Raw genomic sequence first — 17,867 nt, forward strand, 5'->3', positions numbered from 1 at the left:
CTATCAAAGTAAAGAATAGCTTTCAGCTATTGCCGCGAATCGGCAAAGCGTTCGGATGCGCGCTGCTTTATCGGGCGCATCCGACGGGTCACGCCTCCAGCTTTTCCCGCAAATGCTCCATCGCTTTGCGCTCGATGCGGGAGACTTGGACCTGGCTCACGCCCAGCACTCTGGCGGCCCGATCCTGGGTGAGGCCTTTATAATACCGCAGAAAAATGACCTGCCGTTCCCGCTCCGGCAGAGCGTCGATGGCGCCGCGCAGGGCGAGACGTTCCACCACTCCCTCCTCCATGCCCTCCGTGCCCAGGATGGACTCCAGGGTAAACCCGTCCTCTCCCGTCTCCATCTGGAGGGAGGCCACGGGCAGGTTTGCCTCCTCCGCGGCAGCGATATCCTCCGGTTCCAGCCCCGTCTCTTCCGAGAGCTCGGAGAGGGTGGGGTCCCGTCCCAGCATATGGCCCAGCTTGTCCCGTGCCAGGCGGATGGTCATCCCCCGCTCCTTGATCCCACGGCTCACCTTTACCGCCCCGTCATCCCGCAGAAATCGCCGGATCTCCCCGGCGATTTTGGGGACGGCATAGGTGGAGAACTGGCAGCCGAAGGCCGGGTCAAAGCCCCGCACCGCCTTCAGAAAACCCAGACACCCCAACTGGTACAGGTCCTCCGGGTCCACCCCGCGGCCATAGTATCGCCGCACGATGCTCCAGATGAGACCGGCGTTCTCCTCCAGCATCCGTTCACAGGCGTCGTTGTCTCCGGCCCGGGCGGAAGCCAGCAGCATGTCCCTTTCCTGCGAGAGCGGGGCCTCCAGGGTACTCACTTTCCGCCCGCCGTCAGGCGGCGGGCGATGCGGCGGCGCATGGTGACTGTGGTGCCCTTTCCCGGGGTGGAGCGGACCCGCAGCGTGTCCATAAAACTCTCCATGATGGTGAACCCCATGCCGGAACGCTCCTCGTTCCCTGTGGTAAAAAGAGGGGTCCTGGCCTGCGCCACATCGGCGATCCCCACACCCCAGTCCTGCACGGTGATCTCCAGCAGGCTGTCCTCGAAGAGCCTCAGCTTCAATTTTACCCGTCCCAGGCGGTCCGGATAGGCGTGGACGATGGCGTTGGTCACCGCCTCGCTGACAGCGGTTTTGATGTCGTTTATCTCATCCAGAGTGGGGTCCAGTTGGGCGGCGAAGCAGGCCGCCGCAGTGCGGGCGAACCCCTCGTTGGCCGAGCGGCTCAGGAATTCAATCGTGGCTGTGTTGACCGGTTTCATCCTATGTACTTCCTCCTTGGCCGCGGGCGGACTCCGCCGCCCGCGCATCTTTTCACGCAAACCGCATGAGCCGCTCCAATCCGGCGGCCCGCAGAACCTTTTCTGCCTGGGGCGGCACATCTTTTACCGTCACCGCCCCCCCAAGCTCAGCGGTCCGCCTGTAGCATCGCAGCACCACCGCAATGCCGGAGCTGTCCATAAATGTGACGCCTCCTAGGTCCAGCGTCACATGTTTGGGCAGCTCCCGGTCGATCTCCCGCTCTATTTCCGTCATCAGGCCCCGGGCGTGGTGGTGGTCCACCTCGCCGGACAGGGCCATGCAGATTTCCCTGTCTCCCCCGGTACAAGTCAAACCCATTCTCTCTCCCTCCCGTCCGGATAGTAAAAAATCGGGTTATACCAAATATTGGTATAACCCGATTATAGCGCGGTATTGATGCGGTATTTCGTCGAAATTTAATGATTCCCCAATTTATGTATGATAACGCCGTCCCGGCTCGAAAACCGGGACGGCGTGGGGTGGTCTGCCAGCACAGGACTCACATGGCCTAGAGCTGTTCCTCCAGTTTGGCAATGAGGGCGGCAAGCTTTTCGGCCCGCTCCCGCTCGGCCTCCACCACGTTGGCGGGGGCCTTGTTGACAAAGCCGGGGTTATGGAGCTTGGTATTGAGCTTTTCCAGCTCCGCCCGGCTCTTGCCCAGCTCCTTTTCCATCCGCGCCCTCTCCTTCTCCATGTCCACCAGCTCAGCCATAGGCATGGAGATGCGCGCTGCGTGGGTGATGACGGTGACCATGCCCTTGGCGGCCTGGTCGGCGTCACTGCCGGACTCCGCCACACCGGTGATGGTCACATCGCTGCCATAGCCCAGGCGCTTGAGGAAGGGAATCCCGGCGGTGAACACCTCCTGCTCCAAAGTGGAAACGGTAAGGTGGGCACGCTTGGAGGGTGGGACATTCATCTCGGCTCTTCTGGTACGGACCGCGCCGATGGCGTCCATGATCATCTCCATAGCCTTCTCCTCCTCAGGGAAGTCCAGCTCCACGTGGTGCTCGGGCCACCTTTGAAGCATGAGGAAATCCCCCTCGTGGGGCAGGGCCTGCCAGATCTCCTCGGTGAGGAAGGGCATAAAGGGGTGAAGGAGCTTGAGGATATGGGTGAGGACATAGCACAGGACCTTCTGAGCGTTGATTTTTGCCTCGGCGTCCTCCCCCTGAAGGCGGGATTTGGTGAGCTCGATATACCAGTCGCAATAGTCGTCCCAGATGAAATCGTACACCTTCTGGGCTGCCACGCCCAGCTCGTACTTGTCCATATTCTCCGTGACCTCGGGGATGACCGAGTTGAGCTTGGAGAGGATCCACTTGTCCTCCAGCTCCAGGTGCTCGGGCAGCTCACACCGGTCGATGGTGAGATTCATCATCAGGAAGCGGGAGGCGTTCCAGATCTTATTGGCGAAGTTACGCATGGCCTCGCACCGCTCGGTATAGAAGCGCATATCATTCCCGGGGGAGTTTCCGGTGACCAGGTTGAAGCGCAGCGCGTCCGCGCCGTACTGCTCGGCGATCACCAGCGGATCGATACCGTTGCCCAGGGACTTGGACATCTTCCGCCCCTTGTCGTCCCGGACCAGGCCGTGGATGAACACGGTGTGGAAGGGGGGCTTGCCGGTGTGTTCGCAGCCGGAAAAGATCATCCGCGCCACCCAGAAGAAGATGATGTCATAGCCGGTGACCAGCACATCAGTGGGGTAAAAATACTTGAAGTCCTCGGTCTCCGCGGGCCAGCCCAGGGTGGAGAAGGGCCACAGCGCAGAGGAGAACCACGTATCCAGTACGTCCTCCTCCTGGTGGATGTGCGTGGAGTGACAGTGCTCACACTCGGTGGGATCGGTCTCAGAGACTGTCATCCGGCCGCAGTCGTCGCAATACCAGGCGGGAATACGGTGGCCCCACCAGAGTTGGCGGGAGATGCACCAGTCGTGGACGTTCTCCATCCAGTTGGTATAGGTCTTGGAGAAGCGGTCCGGAACAAACTTGACCTCTCCCTCATTTACCACACGCAGCGCCTCTCGGGCCAGCGGCTCCATCTTGACGAACCACTGGGCGGAGATGAGGGGCTCCACATCGGTACCGCAGCGGTAGCAGGTGCCCACGTTGTGGGTATGGTCGGTGATCTTATCCAGCAGGCCCAGCCTCTCTAGGTCCTCCACGATGACCTTCCGGGCCTCATAGCGGTCCAGCCCCTGATACTTGCCGCCGTTCTCATTGATCTTGCCGTCGTCATCCAGCACCCGGATGGATTCCAGATTGTGCCGGAGCCCCACCTCGAAGTCGTTGGGGTCGTGGGCGGGCGTCATCTTCACGCAGCCGGTGCCGAATTCCATGTCCACATACTCGTCGGCCACAATGGGAATTTCCTTGTCCACCAAGGGCAGGATGCACGTCTTGCCCACCAGGTCCCGATAGCGGTCATCGTTGGGATTCACGGCCACACCGGTGTCGCCCAGCATAGTCTCCGGACGGGTGGTGGCCACCACGACATACCGGCCTTCCTCCCCCTGGATGGGGTACTTGATATGCCAGAGGTGGCCGGGCTTCTCCTTGTATTCCACCTCTGCGTCGGACAGGGCGGTGGTACAGTGGGGACACCAGTTGATGATGCGGCTGCCCTTATAAATGAGGCCCTTGTTATAGAGGGTGACAAAGACGTGCCGGACGGCGGCGGAGAGGCCGTCATCCATAGTAAAGCGGGCCCGGGACCAGTCGCAGGAGGCTCCCAGTTTCTTTTGCTGCTCAACGATGCGCCCGCCGTATTTGGCTTTCCAGTCCCACACCCGCTCCAGGAACTTGTCCCGGCCCAAGTCGTATCGGGTGAGGCCCTCGTTCTTGCGGAGCTCCTCCTCCACCTTGATCTGGGTGGCGATGCCGGCATGGTCGGTGCCGGGAACCCACAGGGCGGCGTATCCCTGCATTCGCTTGAAGCGGATGAGGATATCCTGCAGGGTGGAGTCCATAGCGTGCCCCATATGGAGCTGCCCGGTGACATTGGGTGGCGGCATCACGATGGTAAAGGGCTTTTTATCCGGGTCCCGATGTCCCTCAAAGCAGCCGTGTTCCTCCCACATCTTATAGATGCGGCCCTCCACCTCCTGGGGTTCATAGACCTTCGGTAGTTCTCTGTTCATTGGTTTCACTCCTATTTTTTACTCTCATGCGGCATCGCGGTTCCGGATCAGGGCCCGTTCACCGGAGCATAGCCTGAAGTGCTTTGGTTTTCAGGGTGTAGGACACCCAAGGGCGCCCACACTTCTCCTCCAGGAAATCCTGAAACGCCTGAGGAGATCCCCCCGTCAGGCAGGATTTGGCAAAGCATACGCTGACCGCTTTTTTGCAGGCCACCAGCATGTAGTCCTCCGATACGAAAAGGCCGCCTACTTCCGGGTACTCAAACAGCCGCCTGGACTCCACCTCCTGATTGGGGAGAGTTGTGCCCGGTGCGCTGAGGGTACACCCCTCCTCGTCAAAGGACACCACCAGCTTTTTGGCCGCGTCCTCCGGGGAGAGCACCTGTTCCCGGGCCTTTTTGATAAATTTTTTCGTGTCCCGGCCCTGGATCTTCCCGGTCACATGCCAGGTGATCAACAGGGACCCGCCGAAGAAGAAAAGCAGCTGTGCCGGCGACTGCCGTCCCCACAGCGCCAAAACAAATGCCGCCGCGGCCACAATCGCCTCACCCGCCACTGCCAGTCGAAAGGATCTGCCCTGTACCTCTCTGGCCCGCCGGAACAGACAATACTGATCGGTCCAACTGCTGAATACCTTCCCAGTTGTACGGACTTCAAATCGCTTCATGCTCCCCGTCCTCCTCATTAATCGGCGGAATCAAATTGCCGTGTGTCCCGACGCACTGCGTCGCTCCGCTATTTTCGGTCTGCAAAGGCTCTGCAATGCCCATATAATAAAAAAGCCCTGAAGCCTCTCGGCCTCAGGGCGAATCTCTCCGCGGTACCACCTGAATTCGGACGCGCCGCGTCCGCACTCCATTGCCCATAACGCGGGCAGCACGCCGGCGCTTACTGAGGGCTCCGCCCTGTTGTGCGCCGAAGCTCTGGGACCACCTTCCGCTTCTCCCGGGGGAGCCTTGCACCGTCCGGCTCCTCTCTGGACCTGGGGGAACAGCGTACTCCTTCCCGTCACAGCCTTTTTCATGATTACTGCTTTTTAGTATACGCAGAAAGGAGGAAAAAGTCAAGCGGATCGGCGGTTTCCATGCAAAAAGGGAGTGGGCCGGAGCCCACTCCCTTTGGATCAAATCGCGCGGTGTTATTTTGCAGCCGCTCTGGCATTGACCTTGTCTTTGCCCAGGGTGGCACGCAGTGCCATAAGTACGATAAACATGGAGGCAAACGCAATGATCAGGTTGACAATGACATTCTGGATCAAACCGGCAATGATATAGTTCACAAAGGCCACCGCAGCCACAGTGAGCGCATAAGGAAGCTGCGTCTTCACGTGGTTGAGGTGGAAGCACTGAGCGCCGGTAGAGGCCAGGATCGTGGTATCGGAGATGGGGGAACAGTGGTCGCCACACACGGCGCCGGCCAGGCACGCCGCAATACCGATGGTGAGGATCGTGCCGGCGTCCACGCCGAAGGTGCTCACCACGATGGGGATCAGAATGCCGAAGGTGCCCCAAGAGGTGCCGGTGGCGAAGCCAAGGCCCACAGCCACCAGGAAAATCACTGCGGGCAGGAAGTTTGCGAAGTTGGAGGCGACAGCTCCCATGGCGTCGGCCACAAAGAACTTGGCGCCCAGCAGACCGTTGGTCACGCCGCTGATGGTCCAGGCAAAGCACAGGATCAGGATGGCGGGCACCATGACCTTGAAGCCCTCGGCGATACAGTCAGTAAACTGGGCGAAGTTCATGGTACGGCGGACCATATAGAAGATAAAGGCGAACAGCAACGCCAGGAAGGACCCGTACATCAGGCCGGTGGGCGCATCACAGTCGGCAAACGCGCCCATTACATCCATAAAATAATCAGAACTACCGGTAAAAAAGCCTCCGGTATACAGCAGGCCGGACACACAGCAGATGATCAGGGCGATCACGGGGATCACCAGGTCCGCCACCTTGCCCTTGGTGGAGTTCTTGCTCTCGTCGTCGGCCCCTTCGAAGGGACGTTCGGGGGTGGTGTACAGATCGCCCTTCTTGGCGTTGTCCTCGTGAATCTTCATGGGACCGAAGTCCTCATCAAAGACGGCCAGGATCACCAGCGTGAACAGGGTCAGGATGGCATAGTAGTTCCAGGGGATGGCACTGATGAAGAGCTGCAGGCCGCTGACGCCCTCCATGGTGTCGGCCACGCCGGCAACGGCTGCGGCCCAGGAGGAAATGGGCATCATAATGCATACGGGAGCGGCGGTGGAGTCGATCATATAGGCCAGCTTGGCGCGGGAGATGTTGTGGCTGTCGGTCACCGGGCGCATGACGTTGCCGGTGGTGAGGTTGTTGAAATAGTCGTCCACGCCCAGCACAATGGCCAGCACCATGGTGGCCAGCAGGGCGCCCCGCTTGGTCTTGATGTGCTTCTTGGCCCAGTCACCATAGGCCTTGGAGCCGCCGGAGCGGTTCATCAGCACCACGATCACACCCAGCATGACCAGGAACGCGAGAAGGGCCACGTTGCCGCCCACGGATTCCACCAGCGTATCAAAGGTGCTTGTAACGCCCATGACGGGATTAAAATTGGCGTACAGGAAACCTCCCACCAGGCAGCCCAGGAACAGGGACGTATAGACTTCCTTGGTGATGAGGGCCAGCGCAATGGCCAGCACCGGCGGCAGAAGAGAAAGCGGCATGGAGAAGAAATTACTGACGTATTCGGCCTCGCCCTCTGCGAAGGCGGTGGTCATAAGGATTCCTACAATTGCTGCGATGGTCAGAATAAAGGGGACAAAATTCCTCTTTGTTCTATGCATGTTTACCCTCCCTTTCAAATATGCGGTTGTCAAGGTACGTGCTGCGCTGAAATAAACCAAACCAATTCCCACACTCAGGATATCATAGTTCCCGAGAAAAGACAAGGCATTTTTCATAAAAACAATGTGTGTTTTTTGTAGCTCTTTATAGTTAATGCCTACGCATACCATATTTTTCAATTTTATTTCATTTCTCTGCTGCTTTAAATTGTGCAATTCCACTCAATAAAAGTGCAAAAAGGAGGCGGGGTTTTACCCCGCCTCCCACAGTTCCTATTAAATTTTGTTTTTAATTCTTTACCGCAGCCGGCTGCTTTTTCTGCTCGACCATACGGATAATTACCAGCACTCCAAACATGGAGGCAAAGGCGATGATCAGGTCGATGATGACATTTTGGAGGTAGCCGGCGATGATGTAGTTGACAAATGCCACAGCGGCTACCGTAACCGCATAGGGGATCTGTGTCTTTACATGGTTGAGGTGGTAGCACTGGGCACCGGTGGAGGCCAGGATCGTGGTGTCGGAGATGGGAGAGCAGTGGTCGCCCATGACCGCGCCCGCCAAGCAGGAGGCAATACCGATGGTGAGGATGGTGCCGGCGTCGGCCCCGAAGGTACTCACCACGATGGGGATCAGGATACCAAAGGTGCCCCAGGAGGTGCCGGTCGCAAAGCCCAGGCCGCAGGCCACCAGGAAGATCACCGCAGGCAGGAGATTTGCAAAGCTGCCTGCCACCGAGGCCATGGCGTCGGCCACAAAGTACTTGGCGCCCAGCAGCCCGTTGGTCACGTCGCTGATGGTCCAGGCAAAGGTCAGGATCAGAATGGCGGGCACCATGATGTTAAAGCCCTCGGCGATGCAGTCGGTAAACTGGGAGAACGTCATGGTGCGGCGGATCATGTAGAAGGCAAAGATCAGTACCAGCGCAAGGAAGGAGCCATACATCAGACCGGTAGGCGCGTCACAGTTGGAGAAGGCGTCGATGACGCTGATTCCGCCCTCAAACATGCCGCCGGTGTACAGCAGACCTGTCACGCAGAAGATGATCAGGATGATGACCGGGATCACCAGGTCGGTGACTTTGCCGTTGGTGGAGTTTTTGCTGTCGTCCGCATTGGCATAGGGGCGCTCGGGGGTGGTGTAGAGATCGCCCTTCTTGGCGTTGTCCTCGTGGACCTTCATGGGACCGTAATCCAGATCAAACACGGCCAGAACCACCAGCATGAAGAGGGTGAGGAGCGCGTAATAGTTCCAGGGGATGGCGCTGATGAAGAGCTGCAGGCCGCTGACGCCCTCCATCGTGTCGGCCACGCCGGAGACGGCTGCGGCCCAAGAGGAGATGGGCATCATGATGCATACGGGAGCGGCGGTGGCGTCACACATGTAGGCCAGCTTGGCGCGGGAGATGTTGTGGCTGTCGGTCACCGGACGCATGACGTTGCCGGTGGTGAGGTTGTTGAAATAGTCGTCCACGCCCAGCACAATGGCCAGCACCATGGTGGCCAGCAGAGCGCCCCGTTTGGTCTTGATCTTCTTTTTGGCCCAGTCGCCATATGCCTTGGAGCCGCCGGAGCGGTTCATCAGCACCACGATGATGCCCAAAATGACCAGGAATGCCACGATGCCCAGGTTGCCGCCCACCGCGGTACACAGCGTGTCGAATGTGCTGGTGACGGCCAAGACAGGGTTAAAATTCGCGTACAGGAAGCCGCCCACCAGGCAGCCCAGGAACAGAGAGGTATAGACCTCTTTCGTGATGAGTGAGAGTCCGATGGCCACTACCGGCGGCAAAAGTGAAAGTGCGCTGGAGTAGAAGCTGCTGACGTACTCGGCCTCGCCTTCCGCAAAGGCGGTGGTGAGCAGAAGGCCGAGCGCTGCGGTGAGAACCAAGAGCACCGGAGCAATCTTCCGCTTGAATTGTTGCATGGATACCCTCCCTTTCAAAATGCGCGGTTTCTAAGTAGTGTGTAGCGCGGTGCGAGTGTTGTGCACTCAGACAATTTTCCCAACTCAGTTTTGTCCAAACATTGTGCACCCAAACCAATCCCACTGCTAAAATAACACCATCTGGAAGGGATTACAAGCCATGGCTGGTAAAGCTTTTGTTGTATTTTTGTAAAGTACAGTTTACAAGGGACTACACAGGGTAGGTATCTGACGGGAGGTGTGCCGCCCGTCAGATTTTCCATGTGATATTCAAGCTATCGCTTGTGGCGGCTATGGTAGTGAGCATTAAGTCCACCACCCGCCGCTTGTCGTCAAAGGCTACATTCTCCCAAGTGTCGAGGTAGCCGGAAATCTGGCTGACCTGTTCCGGGCTTATGGCTTCCACCGTCAACTCCGCTATCTGCGCCAGTAGTTCCTGCTTGCGTCCGTCCAGTTCGGCTATCTTCACATTCACATAGGAGAGCAGAACATTGTTTGCGCCCGTCAGACTGTCTACCAGCTTTTCAATCTCGCTGTCCACATGAGCAAGCTCCACTTGCAGAGCGGCGATTTTCGGGTTTGCCTTTGCCGCTTTCTTCCTGCCCGTCAGTGTCTTGTAGCTGTCCAGCTTTTTCACCATCTGCTGATAAGTGACCGCTTCCAGTTCCGAAGTGATGATTTTCCCACAGCCGGGGCAACTCTTGTTATCCAGCCGCTTTGTGCAACGGAGATATTGCTTGCCGGACGGATTAAAGATACTCATAAGAGCATACCCGCAATTCCCGCATTTGATTTTTCCTGCCAGCCATGTATGAGTGGCTTTCCGGGCAGACTGGATTTTCATGTTGTTCATCAGCTTCTTGCGGCAGGTCAGCCATACGTCCGAGGGGACAATCCCCTCATGCGGAGCCAGCACCAGCATTTGGTCTTTGAGATTTTGCGCCTTGTCCGGCTTTACGTCCCGCCCCTGGTACAGATAGCACCCGTTCATGCCCGTAAAGTCGGCGGCGTCATTGACAATGACTGTCCCCTGGCTTTTGAAAAACTCGTACACGTCGAGGTCTGCCTGCACATAGACGGGATTGCGTAACATCTGCGCCAGCGTGGGACGTATCAGTTTTTTGCCGTTGAACAAAATCCCCTGTTCGGCAAAGTGCCGGGTAATGTCCCCGTATGAAGTCGTCGGCTCGGCGTACATCTCGAACATGAGCCGGATATTCGCCGCTTCCTCCGGGTTTACCACCAGCTTCTTTGTGTTGATACCGTCCATTTTGATAGGCTCTGTGTGGAAGCCATAGGGAGCCTTACCGCCCATTTTGAAGCCCCGCTGACTGCGGGAGTAATAAGCGTCCGTCACCCGCTTCTGTATCGTTTCCCGTTCAAGCTGGGCGAACACGATACAGATATTCAGCATAGCCCGCCCCATAGGAGTGGAGGTGTCAAACTTCTCCGTAGAGGAAACAAACTCCACGTTGTACTGCTGGAACAGTTCCATCATGTTTGCAAAGTCCAGAATGGAACGGCTGATACGGTCAAGTTTGTAAACAATGACCTTTGCAATCAAGCCCCGCTTGATGTCCCGCACCAATTCTTGAAACTTTGGACGGTCTGTGTTTTTGCCGCTGTACCCTTTGTCTGTGTATTCCTTGCAGTTACCGCCTTTCAATTCATATTTGCAAAATTCAATCTGGCTTTCAATGGAAATACTGTCTTTTTTGTCCACCGATTGTCTTGCATAGATTGCGTCTATTCTGTTGTTCATATTGTCGCTCCTTTTCTTAAAAAAGAAACGGAGCTGCTGACACTATTATTATACCGCCAGCAGCCCCGCAAATCAACGGTGGCTTTGGAAAACCTTACGCCCCGGCGCCCTCATTCTGCCGTTTATCGGCATACTTGCGGAACACTTCATAAAGCTGCTGTTCCAACTCCCGGCGTTTCGCCGCTTCCTGCTCCGGCGTGAACACCGGGGAGAGATTTTCCAGCGTGATTTCCTTTCCCTGAAAAGTTACGACCTCTGTTTCTTTCTTGTATCTGATATGCTCCATAGAACCTCCCATATTCAATTTTCAAGGTACAATGCCGCACAGGGGCGGCGTGAAATTTTGCTTATATTCAATCACCTTTCCTTTGTGTATCGCTGTTGCCGCTTTACCTCCGCCAGTACGTCCGACGGGATACGGTCAACCAGCCTTTGGATATTCTGCAATTCGCTTTCCAGCTTCGCCCGTTCCATGCGGTCTTTCATTTTGCCGCTTTCGCTGGCTCTGGCTCTCGCTTCCAGCTTTTGATTTTCTTCCAGCAGGTCATTGATTGTGACCTTATATTTCTTCAACTGCCCGGAGAAGTTCTCCATTTGCGGAAACCACTTTTTCAGCATGGCAAGGGCTTCCTCTTTCTTTTTTCCGGCGTTGATCGGATTGATACCGTCCAGCGTGGCTTCAATCGCCCTCGCCTGTTTGGAGAGGGAAACGGCCTGTTTGAAAAGCCGGGTAGGGATATGCTTCCGGCCTGTCTTGCTGGCGCTCTCTCCACGCTCCAAGTCGGGATATTTCTCCACCATGTAGGCGTGAAAATCGTCCTGCCACTTCGTCAAATTCGCCCGGTTGCCTATGATTTCTTTGGCGCACAGGCGGTTGTCCTTTGTCAGCGGAACAAAAGTCAAATGCAGGTGGGGTGTTTTCTCGTCCATGTGTACCACCGCCGACACGATATTTTCCCGGCCTACCCGGTCAATGAGGAAATCCGCCGCCCTCTGGAAAAAGGCTTGTATCTCTTTTGGGGACTTGCCCTTGAAAAACTCCGGGCTGGCGGTTATGAGCGTATCCACAAACCGGGTGCTGTCTTTGCGTGTCCTGCACCCCGCCTGTTCAATGCGGCTCTGAATGAAATGGTAGTATCTGCCCTCCGGCTTGACGATGTGAAAATTGTACTTGCTCCGGCTGGCGTCAATGTCGGGATTGCTGGCGTACTGGTCTTTCTGTCTTTCGTGGTGGGCTTCCAGCGGCCTTGCCGGGTTGCCCTTATGCTTCTCAAATCGCAAAATTGCGTGCTGTGCCATAAACTCCTTTCCCCATCCCTTTCCTATCCGGGACTTTTCCAAAGGAAAATCCCGCCGGAAATATCTCTGATAGGATTGGAATGGAATTGATATAAATAAATCGTTTTAATCTCTGTATTTCTATATACCGTCCAGTTTTCGTACTTCAAGAGGATTGATTATCGTACTCCATGAGTACGGTTTTCAGCCCTCCGGCGTACCGGAACCGGATTTCTTGAAGTCAGTGTTTGAAACCGCTTCATAGGATTTTGGGTAGATACGGTTTGGTTTTCCACAGCCCTGTTTCTGTATCTCCACAAGCCCCGCATACTGTAATTCCCGCAAGGTGTTGACCGCCTTTTGCCGCCCACAGTGGAGCAGGGCGACCACCTCGCAGATTGGATAATACAGGTAAATGCGCCCGTACTCGTCCGCCCAGCCGTTCTTGCGGGATAACTCCGTCCGGCGCAAGATAAAGGCGTACAGTATCTTCGCTTCATTGGACAGGGGCGTAAATGTAGGGGCTTCAAAGAGAAAATTCGGGAGCCGGGTGAAGCTGACCGATTTCTCCGGTTGATGAATATAAATCGTGTTTGTCATAGTGTGCTTTGTGGACAGTTAGAACGGCATTTCCGGGGGCAGACGATATTTTATATGACCTGCCCCGGTTCTGCCCTCTGGAAGCCTTATAAATCAAGGCTTTTTTCCTGCCTAATTGTCCACACTCGACCTCCTTTTCCGTTCACTTTCCGCTTTCTGCCGCCTGTGAACTCTGGCGGCACAGTCCGGGCAGTATTTCCCCCGGTTGGACTTTGGGACGAACACGCCGCCGCAGACCTCACAGCGTTTCAAGTCCTTATCCCGGAAAATTTCCGCTTCCAGTGTTCCGACCAGCGGCAAGACCGACCAGCGGAACCACTTACAGCAGACCGAGAAAGAAATCATCTGCGGGCAGGTATGACCGTCCCCGTCGTCAAGAGCGATACAGTCCCCGCCCTCACAGTTGCAGCACTCCCGGCGGATTAGGCTGTTTGCCTGTTTCCTCTGCGCCGGTGTCATGCGGTAGAGGGAACCGTCCGGCCTGCGCTCCAAGGACGGCAATCGCTTGTATAAATTTTCTTTCATGCGTTCCTCCGTTTCCTTGCTGCCGTTCTCCCCGAAAAGGCTTCCTGCCCCATTCCTGCGGCGTGTTCCGGCGTTGGCACGCTCCCCGGACTTCGGGACATTTTGTCCCGAAGCTGGCTCGTTGCGGTGCTTCCCCTGCCGGGATATTCCTTTTCGGACGGTCATCCTGTTTTCAAGGTGCTGTTCACCGATGAACTAACCTAAGTCTACACCTAAATGACCGTCCGTCCCGTATATCCATAAAGTCGGAAATCAGCCCGGAAAACTCCCTATTTCCACGCTCTCGGAATTGTGGTACAATAAAAATATCCAAACAGCGAATCGAAATAAGGGAAAAAATATAGGAGGAAAATATATGGGCGCATGGAATTATGGCGTTTTTGATGATGATACTGCATATGACGCTTTGGACGACCTTAAAGCATCATCAAATATAATCGCTGATATTGAAAGATACTTTGATGAGGTTATACAGGCAGAATATGTCGGTTACGACGAAGCGCATTATGCTTTGGTATCAGCCGCATTTATTGACAGTGTTATAAATGATACTCAATATAGGTGTGATGGTGATGATTATTTTGAATGGACGAGATTGCAAAAGTGCTTTGATTTCTCTCCACTCAAACATAAAGCTGTAAAAGCCATTGACGCTGTTCTTTCTGATAATTCCGAATTAAAAGAATTGTGGGAAGAAAACGAGGAATTGTATGAAGCATGGAAAGAGGATAAACTCTCAATAAAGAAAAGGCTTCAACAATAAATAGCTTTTATTATCGCTTATTTATCGGGCAGATGAGGAGGGAGAGCATGGAATTATCCATACAAGAACGATTGAAAGACCTGCGTGTGGAGCGTGGGCTGACGTTGGAACAACTTGCGGAGCAGACGCACCTCTCCAAGTCTGCGCTGGGAAGCTATGAAGCGGAGGACTTCAAGGACATCAGCCACTATGCCCTTATCAAGCTGGCGAAGTTTTACGGCGTGACCTCCGATTATCTGCTGGGGTTGTCCGAAACAAAAAATCACCCAAACGCCGATCTTGCAGACCTGCGTTTGAGTGACGATATGATTGAACTGCTGAAAAGCGGGCGGGTGGACAATTCCCTTTTATGTGAACTGGCGGCGCACCCGGATTTTCCCCGGCTCATGGCTGACCTTGAAATCTATGTGAACGGCGTGGCGGTGAAGCAGGTGCAGACCGTAAACGCCATAGTGGACACCATGAGCGCAACCATTATGAAACAATACAATCCCGGCTTGACCGACCCGCAGTTAAGACAGCTTGTCGCCGCCCATATTGACGACGACAGCTTTTGCCGCTATGTGATACAGCAGGACATAAACAGCATAGCTCTTGACCTGCGGGAAGCCCACAGGGACGATTTTTTCAGCGTCCCGGAGGATAACCCGCTGAAAGGATTGTTGCAGGCCGCCGATGAAGTTGCCAGAGAGGACAGCGACCCGGAGCAAGCGTCGCTGGCGTTTATCTGCAAACGGCTTCGGCTGAATTATAAGAAGCTGTCCGAGGAAGAAAAGAAATGGCTTAAAAAGATTTCGGAGAAGTCCGACTTGCTGAAAAATCCGAACCCACAGCGAGGAAAAAGGGGGTAGTACATGGAGAATGTCGTTGCATACTTAAAAGACCACTGGCAGTATGTGGTGATTGCGGGCGGTGGGCTGACACTGTTGGGAGCAATTTTTAACTGGCGGTGGGTCACAAGCCCGGATGGAGAAAGACCAAACGGCCCCGGACGCTTTATCTATGACATATTCGGACAGGGCGGGTATCGTGTCTTTATGGGCGTTCTGGGCGTTGTAATTATTGCTTGTGGGATTTTCTTTCTTTTTGTGGGAAGATAAAGCAAAAGAACAAATCGAAATATGGAGGAAATGCAAATGGGAATGATTGCAAATTATCAACCAACCACTGACATTGAATTAGAAAAAATCATGTGCCTTGATGATGTGGAAGAATTACAAGAAAGTGAGGACATAGAAATTTGTGATATAGATAAAATGTGGGACGCACTTCATTTTTTACTGACGGGGAAATCTGCCAGCGAACCGATTGAAGATGATTTAATCAGTGAAGCGATTGTAGGACAGTTCAATATATCTGAAGAAGACTTTATATCTGGAACGAAAGCTGATAGGGTGAAAGAAATAGCCAGGGCGTTGCAAGAAATTGATTTTGAAACATATCTTGATAAATTTGATATGAGTGCGTTTTCCCAAAATGATATTTACCCCAATATTTGGGGATACGAAGATGAAGCAGATGAAATTAAAGATGATTTAAGAAATTCATTTGAAAATTTGAAAAAGTTTTATGAAAAAATGGCAGCACAAGAGAGCGCCGTTTTAGTGTCAATCTATTAACTGTATAATTTCAACTGTTGCTGAAATAGCAAAGTCAGCCGATCCAGTCAACGGTCAAGATGAACGGCGCATAAATGCGCCGCCGTTGACAGTCCCGTCCGCCTTTGCTAATAGGCAATCAAGGCGGGAAAGCCCTTAAAATGGCTTCCCGCCCATTTCAATTTTGAGAGAAAAATCCGGCTGCTTTTTCGAGAGTGTGTCCACAAGTTCGGGACATTTTGTCCCGAAGTCTGGCGTGGGACGAGGGACGGGGGCTTTCATATACGCCCTGTCTGCTGATGAAACCAGTCCTGCGGTTGCGGCTCCACGCCACGCAATCACAGCCCCGTTTTCCTGCCGCTTCAAATGCCCTTGCCCTCCCCGGCGGCAATGGCATTTTTACGGCAACGCCGACAGAGCGTATAACACACTACACTTTGCAAGCAAAGTCGTGTGCCAAGGGGCAAGCCCCTTTGGAAACCCCGGACAACAAAACAGGCTGAATATCTCGCACTTTCCCGGTGCTTGATACTCAACCTTTATTTGTTGTCAGCAGCCCCCGTTTCGTGGTCTGCGTGTAGTTCCTTGTAAACTGACCTAAAGTTAATGTAAAATATCAAAATATGTTTTTACAATTCCGTCACAATGTCATTTTTTGCTATTTTATCCCAGCAAAAGTTCTGAATCAGCTCCTTTGGTCCGCATCTCCCCGCCGGGGCGGGCAGCCCGGCCAGCGTCGTCAGCGTCCCTGTCAGCGTTTCGGGCGCATATCGCTCCCGCAGAGCCCCCATGTCCAAGTCCCGTTCCCGCTTGGAGAGCCGCCTTCCGTCTCCGGCCAGCAGCAGGGGGACGTGCCCGTAGACGGGAGCGCAGTATCCCAGCAGGCGCATCAGCCAGAGCTGCCGGGCCGCTGAGTCCAGAAGATCCCGGCCCCGCACCACTCGGGTGACCCCCATCAGCGCGTCGTCCACCGTGACGGCCAGTTGATAGCCGTAGACCCCATCGGCCCGCCGGACCACAAAATCACCGCAGTCCCTGGCCAGATCAAACTGCTGACGGCCTTGACACAGATCGTCGAAAGAGATGGTCTCATGGGGCATGGCCGCCTTCCAGGCCGGAGGCCTCACCATGGCTCTCGCCTCCTGCTCCGCCCTGGAGAGCTTCCGGCAGGCACACGCCCCGCGGTCCCGCTCTTCTCCGGGGTGGGGCGCGGAAGCGGCCAGCCGCTGATGACGGCTGCACCAACAGGGATAGACCGCCTCCAGCTCTTTCAGGGTTTGGAACGCCTCGTCATAGAGGGCGGTCCGCTCCCGCTGGCAATAGGGCCCGCACGTCCCGCCGGCGGCATACCCCTCGTCCCAGTCCAGCCCCAGCCACCGAAGGTCCTCTACCAGAAGGCTCGTCCAGGGCTCCCCGGTTCGCTCCGGGTCCAGGTCCTCTATCCGCAGCACCATCCGCCCTCCCGCCGCCCTGGCATCCAGCCAGGCCAGCAGGAAGGAGAAGAGATTGCCCAGGTGCATCCGCCCGCTGGGGCTGGGTGCAAAACGGCCCTTTTCGCACATATCCGCCGGTCTACCTTTCGCATTTTTCCAACAGTGTACCACAAAACGGCGGGTCGGGGAAGGGAATCCTTCTCCGGCCCGCCCACATTCTGAAAAACGCCCTTATTTTCCGCCGCTGAGCGGTGAAAGGCCCCCGTTTTACGCGCCGGAATCCTTGCTCTGCAAGGTTTCCGGCCCATTCCATTCGCGGCGGTCTGTGCCCTCTCAGGCGCTCCACCCATCAGATTCCGCCGTCTCGGCACACACCCCGTACGCTTTTACAGCCTCTGCTCCGTCTCCCGATCAAAAAAGTGGAGCCTGCCGCGGTCCAGTATCACCCCGGTCTCCTCTCCCGGGCACCGCGCGCAGTCCGCCCCGACGGCTGCCGTCAGCACGGGCATGCCTGGGAGATTCAGAAAAAGCAAGCTCTCACGGCCGGTACGCTCCACGTCGGTCACAATCGCCCGGACCGCTCCCGGTTCCCCCTCACCGGCCAGGTAGACATGCTCCGGTCGGATTCCAACTGTACAGGGCCTGCCCCTGTACTCGCCCTCCCATACGTTCATGGGCGGCGAGCCGATAAACCGGGCCACAAAGAGGTTGGCAGGCCGATCGTACACCTCCCGGG

General features: G+C 55.4%; 18 protein-coding genes and 1 other annotated feature. Of the genes, 4 read left to right on the plus strand and 14 right to left on the minus strand.

Annotation, left to right across the window (positions count from 1 at the left end; all coding sequences use genetic code 11):
- Nucleotides 1–88 precede the first annotated feature (88 nt).
- The 12 genes from ABUA09_RS06185 to ABUA09_RS06240 all read right to left on the minus strand — a co-directional run bounded on the left by ABUA09_RS06185 (nt 89) and on the right by ABUA09_RS06240 (nt 13,337).
- Entirely contained in the window at nt 89–781 is a 693-nt protein-coding gene (locus tag ABUA09_RS06185; RefSeq protein WP_033117874.1) for a sigma-70 family RNA polymerase sigma factor, read from the minus strand.
- 35 nt (nt 782–816) lie between these two features.
- Complete coding sequence (spoIIAB, locus tag ABUA09_RS06190; RefSeq protein ID WP_033117829.1) at nt 817–1,263, minus strand: anti-sigma F factor; 447 nt, start codon at nt 1,261–1,263, stop codon at nt 817–819.
- Between the two features lie 52 nt (nt 1,264–1,315).
- Nucleotides 1,316–1,621: an anti-sigma factor antagonist gene (locus tag ABUA09_RS06195; protein WP_075703592.1), complete on the minus strand. Its 306-nt coding sequence runs from the start codon at nt 1,619–1,621 to the stop codon at nt 1,316–1,318.
- 190 nt (nt 1,622–1,811) lie between these two features.
- On the minus strand, nt 1,812–4,448 hold the full coding sequence (locus ABUA09_RS06200; protein WP_075703591.1) for a valine--tRNA ligase: 2,637 nt from the start codon (nt 4,446–4,448) through the stop codon (nt 1,812–1,814).
- A gap of 58 nt (nt 4,449–4,506) precedes the next feature.
- Nucleotides 4,507–5,115 carry a hypothetical protein gene (locus ABUA09_RS06205; RefSeq protein ID WP_033117826.1) on the minus strand — a complete coding sequence of 203 codons (609 nt, stop codon included), beginning with the start codon at nt 5,113–5,115 and terminating at the stop codon, nt 4,507–4,509.
- A gap of 131 nt (nt 5,116–5,246) precedes the next feature.
- Nucleotides 5,247–5,469 (minus strand) — a binding site (T-box leader).
- A gap of 117 nt (nt 5,470–5,586) precedes the next feature.
- Complete coding sequence (locus ABUA09_RS06210; protein WP_208319207.1) at nt 5,587–7,245, minus strand: Na+/H+ antiporter NhaC family protein; 1,659 nt, start codon at nt 7,243–7,245, stop codon at nt 5,587–5,589.
- Between the two features lie 289 nt (nt 7,246–7,534).
- Nucleotides 7,535–9,172: a Na+/H+ antiporter NhaC family protein gene (locus ABUA09_RS06215; protein WP_058117413.1), complete on the minus strand. Its 1,638-nt coding sequence runs from the start codon at nt 9,170–9,172 to the stop codon at nt 7,535–7,537.
- Between the two features lie 250 nt (nt 9,173–9,422).
- The gene (locus ABUA09_RS06220; RefSeq protein ID WP_117452543.1) at nt 9,423–10,934 is read right to left on the minus strand and encodes a recombinase family protein; all 1,512 of its coding nucleotides are present in this window, start codon (nt 10,932–10,934) and stop codon (nt 9,423–9,425) included.
- 94 nt (nt 10,935–11,028) lie between these two features.
- The gene (locus tag ABUA09_RS06225) at nt 11,029–11,220 is read right to left on the minus strand and encodes a hypothetical protein (protein ID WP_117452544.1); all 192 of its coding nucleotides are present in this window, start codon (nt 11,218–11,220) and stop codon (nt 11,029–11,031) included.
- 71 nt (nt 11,221–11,291) lie between these two features.
- Complete coding sequence (mobV, locus tag ABUA09_RS06230; RefSeq protein WP_117452545.1) at nt 11,292–12,233, minus strand: MobV family relaxase; 942 nt, start codon at nt 12,231–12,233, stop codon at nt 11,292–11,294.
- A 183-nt stretch (nt 12,234–12,416) separates the two neighbouring features.
- Nucleotides 12,417–12,812 (minus strand): replication initiator protein A, encoded by a 396-nt coding sequence (locus ABUA09_RS06235; RefSeq protein ID WP_002596451.1) that lies wholly within the window; start codon nt 12,810–12,812, stop codon nt 12,417–12,419.
- 111 nt (nt 12,813–12,923) lie between these two features.
- Nucleotides 12,924–13,337 (minus strand): cysteine-rich VLP domain-containing protein, encoded by a 414-nt coding sequence (locus ABUA09_RS06240; RefSeq protein ID WP_349949209.1) that lies wholly within the window; start codon nt 13,335–13,337, stop codon nt 12,924–12,926.
- Nucleotides 13,338–13,692: 355 nt separating this feature from the next.
- On the opposite strand from ABUA09_RS06240, the gene ABUA09_RS06245 reads away from it, so the two are divergent.
- From ABUA09_RS06245 to ABUA09_RS06260, 4 genes are read left to right on the plus strand one after another with little or no spacing between them, the layout of a single operon-like run.
- Nucleotides 13,693–14,100, plus strand: a complete 408-nt coding sequence (locus ABUA09_RS06245; RefSeq protein ID WP_117452547.1) for a DUF4259 domain-containing protein — start codon at nt 13,693–13,695, stop codon at nt 14,098–14,100.
- Between the two features lie 47 nt (nt 14,101–14,147).
- The gene (locus ABUA09_RS06250) at nt 14,148–14,951 is read left to right on the plus strand and encodes a helix-turn-helix domain-containing protein (RefSeq protein WP_117452548.1); all 804 of its coding nucleotides are present in this window, start codon (nt 14,148–14,150) and stop codon (nt 14,949–14,951) included.
- Nucleotides 14,952–14,954: 3 nt separating this feature from the next.
- The gene (locus tag ABUA09_RS06255; RefSeq protein ID WP_002596447.1) at nt 14,955–15,200 is read left to right on the plus strand and encodes an immunity 17 family protein; all 246 of its coding nucleotides are present in this window, start codon (nt 14,955–14,957) and stop codon (nt 15,198–15,200) included.
- A 36-nt stretch (nt 15,201–15,236) separates the two neighbouring features.
- Nucleotides 15,237–15,719, plus strand: a complete 483-nt coding sequence (locus tag ABUA09_RS06260; RefSeq protein WP_117452549.1) for a YfbM family protein — start codon at nt 15,237–15,239, stop codon at nt 15,717–15,719.
- 608 nt (nt 15,720–16,327) lie between these two features.
- Here ABUA09_RS06260 and gluQRS read toward each other — a convergent pair.
- Both gluQRS and ABUA09_RS06270 read right to left on the minus strand, forming a co-directional pair.
- The gene (gene gluQRS / locus ABUA09_RS06265) at nt 16,328–17,260 is read right to left on the minus strand and encodes a tRNA glutamyl-Q(34) synthetase GluQRS (protein ID WP_058117412.1); all 933 of its coding nucleotides are present in this window, start codon (nt 17,258–17,260) and stop codon (nt 16,328–16,330) included.
- A 257-nt stretch (nt 17,261–17,517) separates the two neighbouring features.
- Nucleotides 17,518–17,867: TOBE domain-containing protein (locus tag ABUA09_RS06270; protein WP_349949210.1), on the minus strand; the 350-nt coding region annotated here is incomplete at its 5' end.

The sequence above is a fragment of the Intestinimonas sp. RTP31139st1_F5_RTP31139_211217 genome, assembly GCF_040226735.1.
In the GTDB taxonomy this organism is placed as follows: domain Bacteria; phylum Bacillota; class Clostridia; order Oscillospirales; family Oscillospiraceae; genus Intestinimonas; species Intestinimonas butyriciproducens.